This window comes from Streptomyces sp. P17, from assembly GCF_032436805.1.
Lineage (GTDB): Bacteria > Actinomycetota > Actinomycetes > Streptomycetales > Streptomycetaceae > Streptomyces.
This window is the reverse complement of record NZ_JAVRBF010000005.1, coordinates 110654-130828: the sequence shown is the minus strand read 5'-3', so window position 1 is coordinate 130828 and position 20175 is coordinate 110654. Positions and strand designations below refer to the sequence as shown.

General features: G+C 69.2%; 14 protein-coding genes and 4 pseudogenes. 10 read left to right on the top strand and 8 right to left on the bottom strand.

Annotation, left to right across the window (positions count from 1 at the left end):
- Positions 1–41: 41 nt before the first annotated feature.
- Positions 42–167, top strand: a pseudogene (locus tag RMT89_RS04855) (GNAT family N-acetyltransferase); the annotation flags it as partial.
- Positions 168–202: 35 nt separating this feature from the next.
- Here the strand turns inward: RMT89_RS04855 and RMT89_RS04850 are convergent.
- Together RMT89_RS04850 and RMT89_RS04845 are read right to left on the bottom strand one after the other, a co-directional pair.
- Positions 203–571, bottom strand: a pseudogene (locus RMT89_RS04850) (carbohydrate ABC transporter permease); the annotation flags it as partial.
- A 69-nt stretch (positions 572–640) separates the two neighbouring features.
- On the bottom strand, positions 641–1192 hold the full coding sequence (locus tag RMT89_RS04845) for a hypothetical protein (RefSeq protein ID WP_315882649.1): 552 nt from the start codon (positions 1190–1192) through the stop codon (positions 641–643).
- A 189-nt stretch (positions 1193–1381) separates the two neighbouring features.
- On the opposite strand from RMT89_RS04845, the gene RMT89_RS04840 reads away from it, so the two are divergent.
- The 4 genes from RMT89_RS04840 (at position 1382) to RMT89_RS04825 (ending at position 4855) form a co-directional block, all read left to right on the top strand.
- Complete coding sequence (locus RMT89_RS04840; RefSeq protein WP_315882648.1) at positions 1382–2392, top strand: LacI family DNA-binding transcriptional regulator; 1011 nt, start codon at positions 1382–1384, stop codon at positions 2390–2392.
- Positions 2393–2683: 291 nt separating this feature from the next.
- The gene (locus RMT89_RS04835) at positions 2684–3298 is read left to right on the top strand and encodes a hypothetical protein (protein WP_315882647.1); all 615 of its coding nucleotides are present in this window, start codon (positions 2684–2686) and stop codon (positions 3296–3298) included.
- Between the two features lie 82 nt (positions 3299–3380).
- A complete protein-coding gene (locus RMT89_RS04830) occupies positions 3381–3710 on the top strand; it encodes an antibiotic biosynthesis monooxygenase (protein ID WP_315882646.1) in 330 nt (109 codons plus the stop codon).
- 260 nt (positions 3711–3970) lie between these two features.
- The gene (locus RMT89_RS04825) at positions 3971–4855 is read left to right on the top strand and encodes a S1 family peptidase (protein WP_315882645.1); all 885 of its coding nucleotides are present in this window, start codon (positions 3971–3973) and stop codon (positions 4853–4855) included.
- Positions 4856–4914: 59 nt separating this feature from the next.
- On the opposite strand, the pseudogene RMT89_RS04820 reads toward RMT89_RS04825, so the two are convergent.
- Both RMT89_RS04820 and RMT89_RS04815 read right to left on the bottom strand, forming a co-directional pair.
- Positions 4915–5148, bottom strand: a pseudogene (locus RMT89_RS04820) (nitroreductase); the annotation flags it as partial.
- Positions 5149–5497: 349 nt separating this feature from the next.
- Positions 5498–6610, bottom strand: coding sequence for an N-acetylmuramoyl-L-alanine amidase (locus RMT89_RS04815; RefSeq protein ID WP_399497590.1), 1113 nt, complete (start codon positions 6608–6610; stop codon positions 5498–5500).
- A gap of 130 nt (positions 6611–6740) precedes the next feature.
- On the opposite strand from RMT89_RS04815, the gene RMT89_RS04810 reads away from it, so the two are divergent.
- From RMT89_RS04810 to RMT89_RS04795, 4 genes are all read left to right on the top strand, one after another.
- Complete coding sequence (locus tag RMT89_RS04810; protein ID WP_315882644.1) at positions 6741–7232, top strand: GyrI-like domain-containing protein; 492 nt, start codon at positions 6741–6743, stop codon at positions 7230–7232.
- 735 nt (positions 7233–7967) lie between these two features.
- Complete coding sequence (locus tag RMT89_RS04805) at positions 7968–8708, top strand: DUF2637 domain-containing protein (protein ID WP_315882643.1); 741 nt, start codon at positions 7968–7970, stop codon at positions 8706–8708.
- 126 nt (positions 8709–8834) lie between these two features.
- Positions 8835–9638: an aminoglycoside phosphotransferase gene (locus RMT89_RS04800; RefSeq protein ID WP_315882642.1), complete on the top strand. Its 804-nt coding sequence runs from the start codon at positions 8835–8837 to the stop codon at positions 9636–9638.
- Between the two features lie 460 nt (positions 9639–10098).
- Positions 10099–13374 carry a LamG-like jellyroll fold domain-containing protein gene (locus RMT89_RS04795; protein WP_315882641.1) on the top strand — a complete coding sequence of 1092 codons (3276 nt, stop codon included), beginning with the start codon at positions 10099–10101 and terminating at the stop codon, positions 13372–13374.
- A gap of 131 nt (positions 13375–13505) precedes the next feature.
- On the opposite strand, the gene RMT89_RS04790 is transcribed toward RMT89_RS04795, so the two are convergent.
- Both RMT89_RS04790 and RMT89_RS04785 read right to left on the bottom strand, forming a co-directional pair.
- Positions 13506–14540: a LacI family DNA-binding transcriptional regulator gene (locus tag RMT89_RS04790; protein ID WP_315882640.1), complete on the bottom strand. Its 1035-nt coding sequence runs from the start codon at positions 14538–14540 to the stop codon at positions 13506–13508.
- 660 nt (positions 14541–15200) lie between these two features.
- Positions 15201–16760: a pectate lyase gene (locus RMT89_RS04785; protein WP_315882639.1), complete on the bottom strand. Its 1560-nt coding sequence runs from the start codon at positions 16758–16760 to the stop codon at positions 15201–15203.
- 526 nt (positions 16761–17286) lie between these two features.
- On the opposite strand from RMT89_RS04785, the gene RMT89_RS04780 reads away from it, so the two are divergent.
- Entirely contained in the window at positions 17287–18489 is a 1203-nt protein-coding gene (locus RMT89_RS04780) for a glycoside hydrolase family 64 protein (protein ID WP_315882638.1), read from the top strand.
- Positions 18490–18641: 152 nt separating this feature from the next.
- On the opposite strand, the pseudogene RMT89_RS04775 reads toward RMT89_RS04780, so the two are convergent.
- Positions 18642–18815 (bottom strand): annotated as a pseudogene (locus RMT89_RS04775) (IS1182 family transposase); the annotation flags it as partial.
- 271 nt (positions 18816–19086) lie between these two features.
- The gene (locus tag RMT89_RS04770) at positions 19087–20058 is read right to left on the bottom strand and encodes a LysR family transcriptional regulator (protein WP_315882637.1); all 972 of its coding nucleotides are present in this window, start codon (positions 20056–20058) and stop codon (positions 19087–19089) included.
- Positions 20059–20175: the final 117 nt, after the last annotated feature.

The window sequence follows — 20175 nt, the reverse complement described above, 5'->3', positions numbered from 1 at the left end:
CGACGTATCCGAGTCCATGTCCGTGTCCGTGTCCGTGTCCGCACGTCCCCTTCTCCGTGATCGAGCTGGAGGGCGGCACACTCGTCGGCACCGCGAACCTGTGGGGCATCGACACCCACAACCGGGGCGCGCACATCGGCCTCGGGCTGTTGCCGTCCTGCCGGGGCTAGGGCTACGGCACCGACGTGGTCGCGGTGCTGTGGTAGGGGGCGAAGAACGCCAGCCGCCACACCCACTGGCCGGGCAGGCCGGTGTGCACGAGCAGGGCCATGGCGAGGGCGACCGCGACGAGCGGGACGGTCGACAGGACGGTGAACCACACGGTGTGGCCGAGGGCGCGCCACATCTCCGCGTCGCCGAAGGCCTCGGTGAAGTTGTCGAGGCCGATGAAGGACGGGTCGTGGGCCGACAGGGAGGTGTCGGTCAGGCTCATCCACAGTCCCTGGCCCAGCGGCCAGAGCATGAAGACGGCGAACAGGGTGAGGAAGGGGAGCGCGAAGAGCAGGCAGGGGGAGAGCAGCCGGCGTACTGACAGGGCCCCGGTGCGGGGCGAGGCGTGGGGAGAGGACATCGTTGTGCCTCCTGCGCGGGAATCGTTCGCAGCCGGGTCAGGCCGGGCTGGGCTTGGAGAGGAAGGTGTTCAGGCGGCGCACCATGGCGCGCGCCGCGCGGTCGGGGGCGAGGCCGTCGAGGAGGGCCTGCTGGAGGACCGGGACATGGCGTTCTGGAAGTCGGATCCGGCGCCGGCGAACCAGACCGCCGGGTCGAGCACGACATGGCTCTGCGCCTGCACGTAGTGGGCCTGCGGCTTCAGGCGCTGGTACTCGGCCGTGCGGGTCACCGGCCGGTAGGACGGGATGTGGCCGGCGGTGGCCCAGATCTGGCCCGCCTTGAGCAGGGCGGCGACCGCGCGGTGGGTGCGGCGGCGGCGCTCGGTGTCCGGGTCGGGGTGGTGCGGGAGGACGAAGGCGGGCGCGTCGGCGTAGACGGCGGGGGTGCCGAACACCGTGGGGAACGGGGCCGCTCCGACGTTCTCGTCCGCGGCGCGGAAGGTGCCGAGCTCCCACCCTCCCGAAAGGATCATCGCCGTCTGCCGGTTGGCGAAGGCGGCGATGGCCGCGGCGTAGTCCAGTCGGCGGGGGTTGACCGTGCCGTCGACGAGCCGGGCCATGAAGGCGATCACGTCGGCCATGCTCGGGACGGGGGACGTCCGGGAGGTGCGGGACGGGCATGGGGCTCCTTGCATCGAGAGTGCCGATCGGTGCGAGGCTCATGGCACCATGGGTTTACATCGATATAAATACTCGGAACCAGGATGGCGCGGCCCGAAATCGATTCGTGACGGTCGGTACGATCACGGTGAGCGGAAGGATGGGGAAACGTGGCGGCCAGACCGAGGATCAAGGACGTGGCGGAGTACGCCGGGGTCTCCCCCAAGACCGTCTCCAATGTGATCAACGACTTCGAGCACGTCTCGGAGCAGACCCGGGCCGCCGTGCGCGAGGCGATCGACGCGCTGGGCTACCGGGTCAACATCGCCGGCCGACAGCTACGGCAGGGCCGCACCGGCATGATCACCCTGGCCGTACCGGAACTCGACGTCGCCTACTTCTCCGAGCTGGCCAAGCACGTCATGGCCGAGGCCGACCGCCGCGGCCGTACCGTCCTGCTCCACCAGACCGGCGCCGTGCGCGAGCGCGAACTGGCCGCACTGCGGGGCTTCGACACACAGTTCTCCGACGGCGTCATCCTCAGCCCACTGGCCCTGCTCCCCCACGACCTCGCCACCCGCGACCGCAGACTGCCGGTGGTCCTGCTCGGCGAGCGCTCCGTCGAGGGCACCGACCACGTCGGCATCGACAACGAGCGAGCGGCCCGGGACGCCACGGAACACTTGCTCGCCCGGGGCCGGCGCCGCATCGCCGTGATCGGCGGCGCCGTGCGCGGCCGCCAGGGCACGGACCGGCTGCGCACCGACGGCTACCGCGAGGCGCTCAAGGCGGCCGGGCTGCCCTTCGACGCAGGGCTGGTGGTGCCGGTGGAGGCGTACCACTGGCAGGACGGCGCCCGGGCCGCGACGGCGCTCATGCAGCGGGCCGCTCCGCCGGACGCACTGCTGTGCCTGAACGACCACATGGCGCTGGGTGCGTTGCGCGCCCTGCACGAGCTGGGCCGCTCGGTCCCCGGCGACCTCGACGTGGTCGGCTTCGACGACATCGAGGCGTCCCGCTTCAGCGTGCCCTCGCTGACGACCGTGGCCCCGGACAAGCGGGAGATCGCGCGTGCCGCGGTGGCCCTGCTGCTGGAACGGATCGACGGTCCGGACGGGGGGCCGTTGCAGGACCATGTGGCCGGACACCGGGTCGTCGTGCGGGAGAGCAGCGGGGGCTGACGCGGGGACGGGCGGAGTGGCGGCTTCCGTGAGGCCGCCGCCGGTAGCCGGGGACGGTGCTGCGCCCGCTGCTGGGCCGCCGCATCCCGCTCGCTACCGGGATGCGCCCCCTGCGCGCCTCCGTGCGCGGGGTCGGATGGCCGAATTCCCGCCATCCGTAAGGCACTTGGCTGCGAAGTGGGTATCCACATCACGGTGGCACCGGGGAGGCATTGGGGGGCTGGCACTGTGGCGCGCCTGTCGTGGACGTCCGGCCCCTTCGAATCGCGTCGCGCGCAACGGCGGCAAGCCGTGCGACTGCTGCGAGCCCGCGGACTCTACGGGCCCAGGTTCCGCGAGGTGCTGCCGGCGCTCGCGTTGCTGGTGGCGGCGGTCTGCTCCGTGGTCGCGCTGCTCGCCTGGGGATACCGTGCCGCGGGGGTCGCGGTGCCGCTCGCCGGGGCCGTGGTCGTCGTGGCTGCCGTCGCGTTCTGGGCCCGGCGTCGGCGCCCGGGTGCTCGTCGGCGCCTCGGGTATTACACGCCGGACGACCTTCTCGAACTCGACACCCAGGGCCTCGCGCTGGCCGTGGCGCGGATGCTGCGCAGGGACGGCTGGCGAGTACGGCTGATACCCGCGCCCGACCGGCCACACGTGTGCGCGCGAAACACCGACGGCTGTCACCTGGACGTGTCCTTCCGGCCGGTGGCCGAGCCGCTGCCCGACGAAGAGCCGCCGCATCCCCATGCGCGCCGCGGGAAGCCGGACGACGAGGTCCTCCGCTTGGTCGTCCACCGGGGCACCTTCGCGGCCCGCGACGTCCGATGGGCACGCCGGGAGGGCAAAACCCGTCTGCTCGACGGCTCCGCTCTGCGGCGTTGGGGAGCGGGCGAGAAGCTGGACGAGTTGCTCGCCGAAGAGGCGTGAGCCCGAGTGGCGCCCCGTTGCGGCGACGCCTCTGCGCGGGGCGACGCCCGTCTGCCGACCGCCGTGCGGCAGGATGAGCGCCATGAGCGTAGTCAAGATCAACGTACTGACCGTCCCCGCCGAGCAGCGCGAGACGCTGGAGAAGCGCTTCGCCTCCCGTGCGCACGCCGTCGAGAACTCCGACGGGTTCGAGTGGTTCGAACTCCTCCGGCCCGTCGAGGGCACCGACAACTACCTCGTCTACACGCGCTGGCGCGACGAGGAGTCCTTCCAGGCGTGGATGGAGGGCCCGATGAAGACAGCGCATCAGGGCGGCGGCGCTGAGGGCGGCGAGCGCCCCCGGCCGGCGGCCAGCGGGTCCACCCTGTGGTCCTTCGACGTGGTGCAGCAGGCGGCACCCAAGGGCGACTAGCCTCTACGGTCCGACAGCACCCCGGGCAGGCCGGCGCCGCGCCGCTCGCTGGCGCGGGCGGCTCAGGCGTCGGCCTCGTCGGCGGCCGGGGTGCGCTGGGCCTCGTAGCCGAACGTGATCCTGCACAGGCGCACGACCTGAAGCCGACCTACCCCCCGCCCGCAGCGGCCCGGCACAATGGGCGCTGCTTCACACCGGCGTCACCGCACCCGGGTCCGGCACGCGGCCAACCATCCACGGCCATCGGGGAGTTGTGGGCTATGAGAGCACGCCGTACCACCAGGGGACGTTTCCGGTCGACCGCCGGCGCACTGAGCCTGCTCGTCGCAGCCGTCCTCGCCCTGCCCGGAACGGGCTCGGCCGCCGCGGCCGAGGCGGTGACGACCCGCGCGACAGAGGCCGCCACGGCCGTCGAGACCCTGGGAATCGCCGGGACAGCCTGGGCCGTCGACCAGCGCACGGGGACCCTGCGGGTCCATGCCGACTCCTCGGTGACGGACGCCGACCTCGCCCGACTCCGACAGGTGGCCGCGCATTCCGCCGGAGGCATGACCCTCGAACGGCAGGACGGCCGGCTCCGCACCCTCCTCTCGGGCGGCGACGGCGTCTACGCCGCCGGCCTGCGCTGCTCGGCTGGGGTCAACGTGCGCAGCGGAAGCACGTACTACTTCGTCACCGCCGGGCACTGCACGGACACCACGTCCACCTGGTACACCACTTCCGCCCAGACCACCGCGATCGGCCCGACCACCAGCAGCAGCTTCCCGGGCGACGACTTCGGCGTGGTCCGCTACGCCAATACGGCCGTGCCGCACCCCGGCACCATCGGGACCGTCGACGTCACCGGCACTGCCACCGCCTACGTCGGCCAGAGCGTCTGCCGCCGGGGCGCGACCACCGGTGTCCGCTGCGGCGTGGTCACCGCGCTCAACGCGACCGTCAACTACGGCGGCGGCGAGATCGTGTACGGCCTCATCCGGACCAACATCTGCGCCGAGCCCGGCGACAGCGGCGGCCCCCTCTACGCGGGCGACAAGGTCATCGGCGTCCTCTCCGGCGGTTCCGGCAACTGCACGACCGGCGGGACGACTTACTGCCAGCCCATCCAGGAAGTCCTCGCTGTCCATGGGCTGTCCGTCTACTGAGCGGAACCGTTCTCACACCGAAGGCTGCTCCGGGCGTCACGCTCCGATGAAGCTCACGGTTTCGCCGCCGCGGCGGAGAAGCGGTCCAGACACGGCGGGCCCAGTCCGACCGGGTACATCGGATACTCCCGCCCATCCGCCGGGTCCCCCGCGAGGGCCCTGGCCGTCGCACGTCTCTTCAGTTCGGCCAAGGGCTCGCCGGTCACGACATACACGTGCCCCTCCTTGGACACCGGCTCATCGCTGAAGGCCCGCACAGCCCGGCGACTGTCCACCGCCTCGTACACATCCACGCCTTCTCGTCTCCTCACTCGACGGCAACCACCTCTCTGCCGTGGTCAGCATGCACAAGCGGCCAGGCTTGGCCGACGGGTGGTGTGGCGTGGGTCCGGCGAGCAACAGCACGGTGCCGCCCGCCTGGTTCCCCCGTGGCGGGCGGCTGGTGCCGTAGGTGTTCAGAGATCGACATCGGCGGCGGCGCACTGTAGGCGTCCTGGGCCGCTGGACGACATCGGCCGTGGCCGACGGCGGGATTCAAACCCGCGTTACCCGCTTGAGAGGCGAAGCAGCCGCTGCCTGCGCACCTGAACGAGGCCTACCGTACGGCGTTCTCCGGGGCGGGGCACCTGAATTCCGGCCGGCTCAGGCTTCTTCCCATACGAGCACCGTGAGGACCGCGCTGGTGACGGTGATGGGCACGTCAGCCTGGTTGAGGAGGCGTACTCGCATGCTCCGGCCCGATGCCAGTCGCTTCGTGAGGGGCACGACCGCGAAGGTGTCACCGCCAGTGCCGACGATTTCGTCGATGGGGTGGTCCGTGCGGTGCTCGGTCCCCTCGAACTCCGACATCCGCGCCTGGACCACGCATCTGTCGGGCAGGCCGTCGAGTCGCAGGCTCACGGACCCGGTGAAGCGGGCCGGGCCGCGGACGAAGACGCTGCCGCCTGCGGCGTGGTCGCCGGGCTCGTCGGTCCACTCAGCGGTGAGCTCGATCGAGTCCCAGGCGCCGGGCGCCAGCTCGTACGGTTGCGCCAGGCCGAGGTTGACGTACTGGGGCATGGGGTCGTCGTCTCCTTCCCACACGCCGGCCGGGAGGTCCAGGCATGCGGCGAGGTCGCTGCGGAAGTCCTTCATGTCGAAGCCGCGAGGGTCGATCTTCCAGTCCGACCATTCCAGGTGGCCGATGGCGCTCTTCGCGCTCCAGCCGTGCGCACGGCAGATCCCGGCGGTGGCCTTGACCATGGCGAGGTACTGGACCAGCGGCCACGGGTCCCTGCCGTCGCCCTTGTTCTCGCACTCCCAGCCGTAGAAGCGTGCGTTGCCGTCCACCGAGCCGTCGCTGCCGTCGTGCTCGTTGGTGGGCGGCGGGTGGTTGCCGTACGACTCGTTGATGACGGCGGCGAGCACGTCAGGGTCTCCGCCGCCGGCGTGGTTGGCGCGGCCGTTGCCCGTGAGGTGGACCGTGCCGTCCTTGGTGATGCAGCCGGTGGCCAACGGACCGGGCAGCGCGCTGTGGCCGTCGTAGATGAGGCTGACGACGTCGGTCCCGGGTCCGGTGACGGTGTGGTGGATAATCACGCCGTTCACGGGGCCCCAAGGGCCCTTGTGGTTACGGTTGTTCGTGCGCCAGCCGCTGACCTCGCGGACGGCGCAGCCCTCGGAGCGCAGTGCGGCAACCAGCCGGTCGGCGTTGAGCGGATCGGCCATGGCCAGTCCTCCGATCTCCGTGGAGCCCAAGTCGTGCCAAGCGGGCATTTCTTCACCGCGAAAGTCTTGCCCTCCCTGGCGTGGCCGTACGCCACACGGGCCGTGTTGAGTCGATGATTTCTCGGGGTGCGTCGGGTCTATGTCCTGAGTAGCTCTGGAACGTGGATGGGAGTGCAGCATGAACAGTCGCGGATCTGACAGCGAAGCCCTTGCTCCGGAGCCGGAATTGGTGAATCTGGACCCTGCGACGACAGCGGTTGTCCGTGGTGTCGTTCCGATGGCCGAATTGCTGAACTTCTTCGATGCGTCCTTCGGCGCTCTGGCCCGGATCATCGATGAGCAGGGCATCACCTTGTTGAGTCCCGCCTTCGGGCTCTGCCACGGGTCGCCGGGAGAGACCCTGGACCTGGAGGTCGGTTTCGTGACGGACCGGGCGGTACGGCCGGAGGCCGGGGTCGCGGTCGGTTCGCTGCCGGGAGGACGGGTCGCACGGCTGACGCACCGCGGCTCGTTCGACGGTCTCGGGTCCTCCTGGGAACGCCTGCATTCCTGGATGCGGGCGCAGGGACTATCGGCCGGAGAGGACAGGTGGGAGTTCTACGTCACACGGCCCTCCCCGGACATGGACCCGCGGGACCTGCGTACCGAGCTCAACTGGCCAGTGGCGTAGCTGGGACCTCTTACGCCAAGCGACCCCTTCGGTGTTCAATCAACGTCACCTTGGACGGGTGCTGCGATCATCGCGTCATCCCCGCCGACGAAGATTTGCATCGTCACGCGGTCGAGAAACTCGCCCAGGCCGATGCCCTCTTCTTTGGCCGGGTGACGTACGGACTGATGGAGGAAGCGCCGCGGAGCTCGTGCGCGGCCCGCTGGCGTTGGCGGAGCTGGGGACGGCCCCGTTCAGCAGCTCAAGCGGGAGTCCGGCAAGGGACTGTTCGTGGGGGGCGTGAAGCCCTCGCTGGCGTTGGCGGAGCTGGGGTTGATCGCAGCCCCACCCCCGCCACGTGCGCATCAGACCCGCAGGGCCGTCCCACACCGTCGTGGCGTTCTTGACTCAGCTCAGCAGGGCGTAGCCGTACTCGTACCGGTCAAGCGTTTGAGTGCAGCATCGGTGCTAGCTCTTTCGTGGGGTTTGATCACCCGTTTGCCGGACAACCCCCTTCCCGATTGCGTTCGTTATGCGGACGTGAACGCGACAGAGAAGTTCGGAGAAAGGATTCTTCCGCGATCGGTGATACACGCGAACTTGACCGACGGCGGGACCTGCTCAAACCAACTTGGATGATTTTCTGAACGTGATCAGGGATATGAGAACTGAATACTGGCGAGCCCATGAGGGGCATGGCAGCGAAGGCTCTGGGTCGGCGCAGGCGTCCGGGTCCCGTGCGCAAGACGGAACAACGTGAACGAGGGCACGGAGGGCTTCCACCCGGTGGACAGGTACAACGACAGGGCACACTTCTACACCCCGCAGTACCCGCTGAGATCAGAGCACGACACGCGTGACCCGTACGACAGCGTCCCGATCCCCGCCCAGCAGTCCTGGGACAGCGCGGTGCCGGACGCCACGCTGAGGCGCAGGGATCTGGAGGAGGAACTGGCCCGGACGCTGCCCACGGCATCGCGCCCGACACCGTCTTCCGCCCCCGCGGACGAACCACTGCGCAGAAGCGACCGGCGGCGCATGCAGCGCAAACCCCCCTTCCGCATCGGCGGTCATCCCATCACCCAGGTGACGGTCCTGTTCGCCGCTATCGCGGTGTGCGCGGCGTGCCTGCTGGGCTGGTCCATCACCTACACCTACGGCCAACTCACCACGATCGCCCAGCTCGTACTGCCCGAGCAGCTGGCGCAGTGGTGGCCGCTCACGGTGTACGGCCCGTGGTTCGTCGCGGCCCTGTCGATTCTGCGGGCGACGGTCCAGCGTCAGCCCGCGACCCGTTCGTGGGGTGTTCTCCTGGTGACCTCGGCCATGGCGGTGGCCTTGTGTGTCAGTCATTCGTCGCGCTCGCTGCTGGCGTTCGTGACGCTCGGAATTCCGCCCATCACCGCCCTGGTGTGCTTCTGGGAACTCGTCGGTCAGATCGCGTCCAAGCACCAGACGAGGAAAGGGGCTCATGCACAGCGGAGTTCCAAGATCTGAGTTCAGTTCAGTGTGAGGTCGGTGGCCGGGAGGGTTCTCCCGCGCTCGCCGTCTGTCCCGTGTGGCCTGCCCGCAGGTGTGGGCAGGCCACATGTCCGGCGAATCAGGAACACAGGAAATCCGCTCATGGCCATCGCTCGACGCCCCTTCTTCTCGCTTCCGCTGGCCGTTCAACTGGCGGTGCGGGAACAGACGGGAGCGATCCATACCGCACGCACGGTGAGAGGGGGCGGCAGTTCAGGTGTCGCCGCCTGTCTCGAAACGGAGAAAGGAAAGGTGTTCGTCAAGGGCATCCACGAGGGCCATCCGCTGGCCTCCGCTCTCGGGCGGGAGGCACACATCAATCCCCACCTGCCGGAGGCGTGCCCGCGGCTGATCTGGCGGGTCGAGGCCAAGGCATGGGCGCTTCTGGGCTACTCGTTCCTGGCCGGCCGCCACGCCGACTACCGGCCGGGCTCGCCCGACCTGCGCCCGGTGCGGGAGGCCCTGAACGAGGTGCAGTGCCTCACCGTTCCCGAAGGCACCTCCACGCTGTCGGCGCAGCAGCGCTGGGCCTTGTGCGCCCCGGCCGGCAGCGCGCACCGCTTCGCCGGTGACACGCTGCTGCACACGGATCTGGCCCCGGACAACGTTCTGGTCGGTGAGCGGGCGCACCTGGTCGACTGGGCGTGGCCGACCCGAGGGGCCGCGTGGATCGATCCGGCGCTCCTCGCCCTACGGCTGATCGCCGCGGGGCACTCCCCCAGGCAGGCGGACGCCGTCGCCCACACCTTCCCCTCGTGGAAGGGTGCGGACCTGGTCTCCAAGTGCGCCTTCGCCACGGCCACCGCCCGCCTGTGGAGCGACATCGCCGGCAGTGACCCGGCCGTCTGGAAGTACCGGATGGCCCGCAGCAGCACGGCGTTCGCCGAGTTCCTCGCTCACTCCTGACGCTGGGGACGTGGCCACACCTTGTCCTGATCAAGGAAAAGCCAAGAGATCTGACGCGAAAGGCCCCGTCCACCTGTGGACCTGCCACACCGGACCCAACCAGAAATGGACACTGCCATGACCGCCTGAGCCACCCGCACGAGCCGGCGAGGTGACGAACAAGCGTATAGGGCACGGCTATTGAGTGCCCTCGGCTGCCGGCCGCAGGGGTGCGGCGGGAGTCACCGCGGCGGTCCGATCAGAGGGCTGACTCGGGGTGACGCCCGCCCTCCCAGCCGAGCCGCCTGGTTCAGGGCGACTGGCGCGGTGTCTCGTGTCGGTGGGTCAACACAGGGGCACGCGAGGTCTGGACAGCCTCTGGGGGCCGTGCTGTCATACCGCTGTCACACGATTTCCAACGTTGAAAGGCCGACGCCGACGACTCCGTCAGGTCACGGCCTCTGCACGAGGAAAGGGTTCGATGACACAACACCGCACCCGCCCGAGAGCCAGATTGTCGGCGCTGCTCGCCGTGGCCGCCCTGATCCTGCCCCTGCTGGGGCTGATGCCCACCGCGACGGCCGCCGTGCAGCCGAGCGGCTCGTCGGTGCCCGCGGCGGCGCAGGCCGACGTCCAGACACGCGGTCTGAAGGGCGAGTATTTCAAGATGTCCGCGCCCGGCGCCCGCGACTTCGCCGAACTGGGCGGCACCCTCCTCGACCCTCAGATCAACTTCTCCGGACTGACCAGCACCTTCCAGGAGTTGACGGGACAGACGGAACACACCACCGCACGGTGGACGGGACAGATAACGGCGCCCGCCACCGGTGACTACACCTTCCACGCCATCGGCGACAACGGCTTCCGGCTCTACATCGACGGCGAACCCGTCATCGACCACTGGGTGGGCGACTGGGACAGGGAGCAGACGAGCGCCCCCGTGCGGCTGACCGCGGGTGAGCGGCACGACTTCCGCCTGGAGATGTTCCAGGACACCGGCGGAGCCAACATGTATCTGCGCTGGTCGACACCGACACTGTCCAAGCAACTGGTGCCCATGTCGGCATTCACCCCACCGGCCGACTTCGAGGTGTACCCGGTGGAGCCCTCCGTCGCCGCGGACGGCAAGCGGCTGCGCCTGCGCTTCGACGGCCGGGTCGGCATGCTCCAGGCGGTCAAGGACCACCTCAAGATCGAGGGGGACACCACCGCGATGCCCATCGGGTCGGTCACGGCCTACCCTGGTGACCCTTCGTCCCTGCTGGTCACGCTCTCCGAGCCGATTCAGAAGAACCAGCTGGTCAAGGTCGCCTACGACGGAGAGGGCGGTCTGACGGCCGGCGGCGAGAGCGTGCCGAGGGTCATCCGTTACGCCGAGAACGCCTCCACCCACCGCCTCACCACCCGGTGGGGTGACGGGCTCGACAAGCAGCGTCCGCTGCCGGAGTACCCTCGCCCACAGCTGGTGCGCTCCGCCTGGAAGAACCTCAACGGGCCTTGGCAGTTCAGCGCCGCCAAGGAGGGCGAGGAGCCGGTCTTCGGCAAGAGCCTCGACGAGAAGATCACTGTGCCGTTCCCGGTCGAGTCCCAACTGTCGGGCCTTGAGCGGCACGAGGACCACATGTTCTACCGCAGGCTGGTCGAGGTCCCCAAGGACTGGAAGGTCGGCGGGGGCAGCGAGGCCAACCGGCTGAAACTCCACTTCGGCGCCGTGGACTACCGGGCCCGCGTGTACGTCAACGGCACGAAGGTCGCCGAACACACAGGCGGCTACACCGCCTTCAGCGCCGACATCACCGACGCGCTCAAGCCCACCGGCCCACAGGAGATCGTCGTCGCGGTCACCGACACCGGCGGCGCGAACCAGCCCATGGGCAAGCAGTCGACGAACCCCAGCGGCATCTTCTACACACAGACCTCCGGTATCTGGCAGACCGTGTGGATGGAGCCCGTCGCCCCCTCGTCGATCGACGACCTCGTCACCACCCCCGACATCGACACCGGCACCCTCGCCGTGACGGTCGACTCCGATGACGCCTCCCCCGCCGCCCGAGTCGAAGCCGTGGCCCGCGACGCCCGCGGCAACGTTGTCGGACGGGTCAGCGGACCGGCCAACGAGCAGCTCACCCTGCCCGTGGCCAGGCAGCGTCTGTGGAGCCCGGACGACCCCTACCTCTACGACCTCGACGTCAAGCTCACCGACGGCAGGTCCACCGACAGGATCGGCAGCTACTTCGGCATGCGCGAGGTCGGCGTCGAGAAGGTGGGCGGCTTCAACAAGCTCGTCCTCAACGGCAAGCCGGTCTTCTCCCTCGCCACCCTGGACCAGGGCTTCTGGCCCGACGGTCTGTACACCGCGCCCAGCGACGAAGCCCTCGCCTTCGACCTGAAGGCGCACAAGAAGCTCGGCTTCAACGCCGTCCGCAAGCACATCAAGGTGGAGCCCGCCCGCTGGTTCTACCACGCCGACAAGCTCGGCCTGCTGGTCTGGCAGGACTTCGTCTCCGGGAACATCACCAACGACACGGGCCAGAAGGCCTTCGTCGACCAGGGCCGGGAGATGATGCGGCAGCACCACAACTCACCCTCCGTGATCGGCTGGATCGTCTTCAACGAGGGCTGGGGCGAGTGGAGCCGTGAGGAGACCGGCCGCATCGCCGAGTCCGTGAAGGCCGCCGACCCGTCCCGCGTCGTCAACACCCACAGCGGTGTCAACTGCTGCAACTCCAAGGGTGATTCGGGCAAGGGCGACATCATCGACCACCACGACTACAACAACACCGACCCCGCCTTCCCCGACGAGCAACGGGCCGCCATGGACGGCGAGCACGGCGGCTTCACCCTGCGCACCCCGGGGCACATATGGCCCGGCGCCCCGACGGTGATCTACAGCGGGGTCACCACCAAGGAGGAGCTGACCCGCAAGTACGTCGAGAACACCGAGGAGTTCTATCTCGCCCAAGCCGGAGCGGAGCTGTCCGGATCGGTGTACACACAGATCACCGACCTGGAGAACGAGCTCAACGGCCTCTACACATACGACCGTCGCGAGATCAAGGTGGACCCGGCCCGGGTACGGGAGATCAACCGCAAGGTGATCGCCGCCGGCGCCGCCGCTGGCTCACGGCAGCCGCTGACGGGCGGCGGCCACTGGAATCTGGACGAGAACTCCGGCACGACCGCCAACGACCAGGGCCCCAACAGCCGGCCCCTCACGCTGCGCGAAGGCGCCTCCTGGACCTCCGGCGTCAGCGGCAGCGCGCTGAGATTCGACGGCCAACAGCAGTACGCCGAGACGGCCGGACCGGTGCTCGACACCACGGGCAGCTACTCGGTGGCGGCCTGGGTCCGGCTCGACCAGCTCCCCGGCAACTACGCCACCGCGGTCAGCCAGGACTCCCGCGCCACGGCCAACTCCTTCTATCTCCAGTACGGACACGGCACCTTCGCCTTCAGCACGCCCGGAGAGCGCCGCGCCCAGGTGGCCACCACCGTGGAGATGGGCCGCTGGTACCACCTCGTCGGCGTCCGGGACGCCACGAGCAACCAGATCCGGCTCTACCTCGACGGCACGCTCGCGGCGACGACCACCGGCGGCGCCGCCTATCCGAGCACCGGCCCGCTGACCGTGGGCCGGGCCCACTGGGACGGCACGAACGTCGACTTCTGGAACGGCGCGATCGACGAGGTCCACGCCTTCGACAAGGCGCTCACCGCTGAGGAGGTGGGCGGCCTCTACGCCGACGAGAAGCCCTGACCGGCAGCGCGCCGAGCGTCGTCGACTGCGCACAGGTCTGGGGACGTCCACCCGCCTCCGTAGGTAAGGGGTGGGCCGAGAGGGGCCCGGTCACCGGGCCCCTCAACGGCACAGATGGGCCGCCGCCCCGATCAGCCCTGACCGCCCTCCCCCGGCGTCGCCCGCCCCAGCGTGCTCTCCCGCTGCACCAAGTGGTAGTCCGCCCACACGCGGCGCGCCTCGGGCAGCGCACCGCCGCCCAGCCGCGCCAGCACCGACTCGACCGCGAGCCGGCCGATGGCTTCCTTGTCCGGGGAGACGGAGGTGAGCGTCACCGCGCCGAACCGCCCCTCGACCACGTCGTCGAAGCCGACGAGCGCGATGTCATCGGGCACCCGCAGCCCGCGTTCATGAAGGACCCGCATCGCGCCGATGGCCATCGGGTCGTTGTAGGCGAAGACCGCGTCCGGACAACGGCCGGCATCCAGGATGCGCGCCATGGCCGCCGCGCCGTCCGCGTGGCCCCATCCGTCGGTGGCGGCGACCAGTCCGTCATCGGCCGGCAGTCCGGCGGCCGAAAGCTCCTCGCGCCAGCCCCGTACACGCAGTTGGGCGGGTTCACTGCGACCCCGCCGCGCACCGATGAACGCCACCTCCCGCCGCCCCAGGTCGACGAGGTGACGCACCGCAGTACGGGCCGCGGCCACGTTGTCGATGGCGATGTGGTCGTACGGCAGGTCGTAGTCCCGTTCGCCGAGCAGCACCAGAGGGACGTTTTCCGCCTGGTCACGCAGGTCCTCGGCCTCCAGCTCGATGGGGCTGAGGATGAGCCCGTCGATGACCCTCGCCCGGAAGCCCTGGCTGACCAGGACCTCCTGCTCTCGACGGCCGCCCGTGTGGTCCAGCAGCACGATGTAGTCGTGTGCGGCGGCGGCATCGACCACGGCGGCCGCGAGTTCGGCGAAGTAGGGATTGCCCAGTTCGGGCAGGGCCAGGGCGATGATGCCCGTGCGCCCTTTGCGCAGATGCCGGGCGGCGAGATTGGGCCGGTAGCCGAGCACGTCGATCGACCGCTGGACGCGCTCGCGCATGGCTGGTGCGACGTGCTGATAGTTGTTCACCACGTTGGAGACGGTCTTGATGGAGACCCCGGCGTGCGCGGCAACGTCCTTGAGGCTGACCCGCACAGCAATCCCTTCACGTGGCCTTTGCCACGTTATACCGGCGTGCTCACCGGGCTGACAAGGGAAGCAGCGACCGCGCAGGCGGTCCTGAGAAAATGGCTGGTGGGTGAGGCGGGCTACGCCGCTGGAGTCCGCTGCATGAACACGTACGGACTCCGGGCTGGCCGACCCGTCGGCCGCCGTCCGCGCGGCGGTGTGCCGGGAAATGCGCGCGACGGGCGACGATCCCCGCGCGCATTACCAGGCGCTGTGCGCCGATCCGGCCGCCGTCGTGCCGGCGGCGGTCATCGGCCTGGCCGAGCAACGGTGTCCCGAGGAGGCCGTCCCGCTGCACTCTCTCACCCGTCACTCGCTGGCCGCGGTCCGGGCCCGTGCCCTGTCCGCGCTGCGGATGCTGGGGGCCCTCGGCGACGACGCGTTGGCGTACTTCGCCGACGACGGCCCCGACCGACAAGAGGACTGCCTGCCCGGCCTTGGCTCGGTCCCCTGCCCGCCGCGACCGCCGTTGCACGAACACCATCCCGAGCAGCGCGCCGAGCGCGGTGCAGAACCCCGTCACCATGCGCGCAGTGAAACCGGGGCGTCACTGATCGCCAAGAGGCTGCGCCCGTACCGGCGCCGGAGGCTCGCAGGCCTCGGCGCCGGTGGTGGCGTACGAAGCGGTTACGAGCTGTATGTTTCGAACTCCGCCACCTTCGGTGTACCGGTCGAACCGGTGATCTCGAAGGTGATCTTGCTCAGTGAGGTCTGCGGGAAGGTGATGGCGCCAGCGCCGGTGCCGGAGGTCAGGACGGTTCCCGTGTCGGCGTTGAGGAGCCGCCAGGAACCGATGGTGCCCACGGAGCCGGCGGCCTCGCGGATGTTGACGCGGGAGACCGTGGTGGCGGAGCCCCACTTGATGGAGACGGATCCGGTCGAGGCGGTCGGTGACCAGTACGTGCTCATGTTGCCGTCGCGGACGTTGCCGTAGCTCGTGCCGTCGGCCTTGCTGGAGCCGTCGGAGCCTGCCCCGATACTGAGGTTGGTGCCACTGGGCTGGGTCGGGGTCGGCGTGGGAGTGGGGGTGGGGGTGGGAGTCGGCGTGGGTGTCGTGGTCGGGGTCGGTGTCGGTGTCTGTGCCGTGCAGTTGCCGTCCGACACCTGAAGGCCGGTGCCGGCGCCCGCGGTTCGGCTCACGACATCGGGCACGCATGCGGCCGCGTCGAGCGTGTAGGCGTAGGGGATGCTCACCGTGGTGTTGGACTGCGGGTTCGGGCCCGCGGGGTGGTTCTCGGTGCCGGCACTGGACCAGGTGACGTTGTCGAAGATGTTGCCGCTCACCTGCCAGTAGCCGAGTTGGTCGGTGTAGAAGGTGCCGAGGACGTCCTTCGAGTCCTCGAAGTAGTTGTTGTCCACCTTGGCCTTGGCCCCGGCGCGGGAGTTGATGCCGGACTCGTTCAGGCGCACGTAGTAGTTGTTGTAGGCGTGGGCCGTGCCGCCGCGCAGCAGGGGTGCGCGGGAGTCGATGTTCTCGTACAGGTTGTGGTGGAAGGTGACGTACCCGTTGCTCAGGTCGCTCTCGCTGGAACCGATGAGGCCGCCGCGGCCGGAGTTGCGCAGGATGCTGTAGGACAGCGTCACGTACTTCGTGTCGTCCTTCATGTCGAAGAGGCCGTCGTAGCCTTCCGACTCGCCGCCCGACGCCTCCAGGGTGGTGTGATCGACCCAGACGTTGCGGACGCCGCTCTCCATGCCGATGGCGTCGCCACCGTTGGATGTGGGCGAGCCCGACTTCTTGACGTTCCGGACCGTCACGTTCTGGATGATGATGTTGCTGGATTCACGGATGTGGATGCCCAGTTGATCGAAGACGGCTCCGCTGCCGACGCCGACGATCGTGACGTTGCTGATCTGCTTGAGCTCGATCACACCGTCGGCCGTGTTGCAGCTCTCTCCCGAAACCTTCGCGGTGTTGCCGTGGTTGATGGTTCCCTCGACCTCGATGATGATCGGCGTGCTGCTGCTGGCCCGGCCGCACAGAGCCGCGTGGATCGCGGTACCCGTGGTGGCCCGGACCGTCTGCCCGCCGGCTCCGCCGGTGGTTCCGCCGTTCTGAGTCGCGTACCCGGTGGCGCCGCCGGTCGCCGCCGATGCCTCGGGCATCGACAGGGCCACACCGGCCGCGGTCGCCAGGGCCAGCGCGGCTGTTCCCGCGGACAGTCGCAGTGCGACGTGTCTTCTCATTCTCGTCTCCTGAGTTCGCGTGGTTCTTATGAGGTGCGGCGCGTCTGAGGTGCGGCGCGTCTGAGGTGCGGCGCGTCCTCGCGTGCCATGTGCGCCCGTACGGGTCCGCACCGCCTGGGGGACGCGGGACGCGAACAGGCTGTCGACGGTGCGGAATTCAGCGCGGCATGGAGCGAAGCCGGCAGAACCGGAAGGGTGGGGCGGCTCGTTGCACACGCCGCGGCGGCCCACCGCGACGGTCGGTCGACTCTCCCGAAGTGGTCCCAACACTGCGGGAAAGCGCTTTCTGACGGCAGACGATAGGGGGCGGCCGACAGGCTGGCAAGACTGCTAGCGGAATTTGGTTCACATTCTCGAACAGCTCTCCGGCGGCCGCGGAGCCCGGACCCCGCCCCCTCGACCCAGCCGCGAACACGTCCCCGTGTCGCTCTCGTTGACATGAACCGGTCCGCGCGCGACGCTGAGAGCGCTCTCAAAGTGGTCCGGACCAACCTCCCCCACCCGATCACCCGCAGGGAGACGAAGCATGTTCAGAACCCTCAAACGCCGCCTGCCGGCGCTCGCCGCCGCGGCCGCACTGCTCGGCGCCGTGCTGTCGGTCACGGGACCGTCGACGGCCGACGCGGCGGTGCCCGCGACCATCCCCCTCAAGGTCACCAACAACTCCGGGCGCGGCGATGCCGTCCATGTCTACGTCCTGGGCACCTCCCTGACGACCGGTCAGCTCGGCTGGGCCGACGCGAGCGGCACCTTCCACCCGTGGCCGGCCGGCGGTGTCCCGCCGATCCCCGCGCCCGACGCGTCCATACCGGGCCCCGCCAACGGCCAGTCCAAGACGATCACCATCCCGAAGCTCGCGGGCGGCCGTATCTACTTCTCCTACGGACAGAAGCTCGTGTTCAAGCTGGCCACCGGCGGCCTGGTGCAGCCGGCCGTGCAGAACCCGTCCGACCCGAACCGCAACATCCTCTTCAACTGGTCCGAGTTCACGCTCAACAACGACGGACTCTGGATCAACAGCACCCAGGTGGACATGTTCTCCGCGCCCTACTCGGTCGGCGTCCAGCGCGGCGACGGCAGTGTGGTCAGCACCGGGCGGCTCAAGTCCGGTGGATACAACGGGGTGTTCGCCGCGCTGCGCGCCCAGCCCGGCGGATGGGGCTCGCTGATCCAGACCCGTTCGGACGGCACCGTGCTCCGGGCACTCTCCCCCACCTACGGTCTGGAGACCGGGGCGCTCCCGGCGAATGTCCTGGACGACTACATCAATCGCGTCTGGCAGAAGTACGCCACGACCACCCTCACGGTCACCCCGTTCGCCGACCAACCGGGCACCAAGTACTACGGGCGGGTCTCGGGCGGCGTCATGAACTTCACCAACTCCGCCGGGGCGGTCGTCACCAGCTTCCAGAAGCCCGACGCGCCCAGCGTCTTCGGCTGCCACCGGCTCCTGGACGCCCCCAACGACCTGGTGCGTGGCCCGATCTCACGCACCCTGTGCGCCGGATTCAACCGCTCCACCCTGCTGACCAACCCCAACCAGCCCGACCCCTCGGCGGCCGGCTTCTACAAGGATGCCGTGACCAACCACTACTCGCGGATCATCCATGAGCGGATGGCGGACGGTAAGGCGTACGGGTTCGCGTTCGACGATGTGGGACGCCATGAGTCCCTCGTCCACGACGGCAGCCCCCGTCAGGCGTACGTCACCCTCGACCCGTTCTCCTGAGACCGGGCACCCGATACCTCAGCGGCTCATTGCGCGCCAGGGTGGAGCGGCGAGGCAATGCTGAAACACGCCGACTGAAGCTCCGGCGGGGTGCTCACCGGTTCGGCAAACAGCTTGAAGTCCCTGTGCCGGATGAGGCGATCAGGGAATTTGAGCACCTCATCGACCAGGTCGGCGACAAACCGGGCCAGGTGGTCCTCGGGCAGCCAGTCATCCAGCGACGGCGGCAGCAACAGGACCTGATGCGGATCGAACGCCCGGAACGTCTTGTCCACCGCCGCAGGACCCATCGGCCGCTTCTTCTCGACCGGCTCGACCTCGAACAGTCCATCGCCACCACGCATACCGAGATCATCCCGCACCAATGATCACGAACCGCAGGCGGGTTGCCCATTACTGAGACACGCTCCTAGCCGGCCGAGTGCCGCGGCCACGGCCTCACGGACCTCCGGGGCGCGGTCGTTGGCCGATCCGGCCAGGATCCATGCGTGCTCGTCCCGTCCGATCCCGCGGCGTAGAGCCTGACCGGACAGCGATCACCCCTTGACCATCCGGACGGGCACGGTCCGCGTCTCGCGGATTCGCCGGCCAGCCTGCTCACTCGGCTGCTCTCGTACCACCAACGGGCCGAGATCGGCGTGCCGTTGTGGCCCATGACGGGAGCCAGGCCGGCTCGGGAAGCGGTGTCAGGCTTCTGAAGTGGTTGATGATCGCCCGCAGTCCCGGGTGTGGATTGGCTCGGAGGAAGATGAGCGAGAGCGGGTAGGCGAGCGTCGGATTCACGATCGGGATGCGGCGCAGGTCGTGGTTGGTCGGCCAGATGTACCGGTCGCGTGAGCCCACGAGGGTGGCCACGTCCGCGGAGTCCGCGAGGATGTCGAGGAGTACCTCGTTGCCGAAGTTGGGTCCTGCCGTGTCGACGCGGAGGTCGAAGGCGGTGGCGAGTTGGTCGTAGAACTCCGCCCATTCGCTCAGCGGCGCGATACCCGGCACCCAGATCCGGTGCCCGCGCAGCTGGGGCGGTGTCAGTGTTCGTGCGGCGGCGAGCGGGTGCCTCGGGCCGACGAGGAGTTCCAGCGGCGAGTCGAACGCGTGGATCATTTCCACCTCGCTCGGCAGTGCGGCCCGGTCGGTGACCGAGCGGAACGAGGCGTCGATGTCGCCCGCCTGGACGGCGGTGACCGCCAGGCGCGGGTCATTGACCCTGAGGGTCACCACGTCGAGGTCGGTTTCGGGATGCGACCGCCAGTACTCGTGCAGGACGACGGCCTGTGCGGAGCGCAGGCCGAGAACGTCGATCCGAAGGCCCCGCGAGCCCGGTCTGATCGCGGTGATGGCGCGATCGACTCCCGCGACGATGTTCCGGGCGTGGGGAAGGAAGGCCTGGCCGTCGAGGGTCAGCTCGACTCCTCGGGCGGTGCGGGTGAACAACCGGACGTCGAGTTCGCGCTCCAGGGCCGCGATCCGCTTCGACACGGCTTGTTGCGTCACGCCGAGCTCGTCGGCCGCGTGTCGCAGCTGTCCGAGCCCGGCCGCGCGGACGAACGATCGTACGGCCTCCGTATCCATTGAGCCAGCATAAGCGTGCACAACCGATGGTTGTGGCTCGTCCGGGAGTCGGTTGTTTGATCTCGTGATGCTTCGGCCGGTGTGATGCGAAGACCCGAACATCGGTTGTCGCGAGGG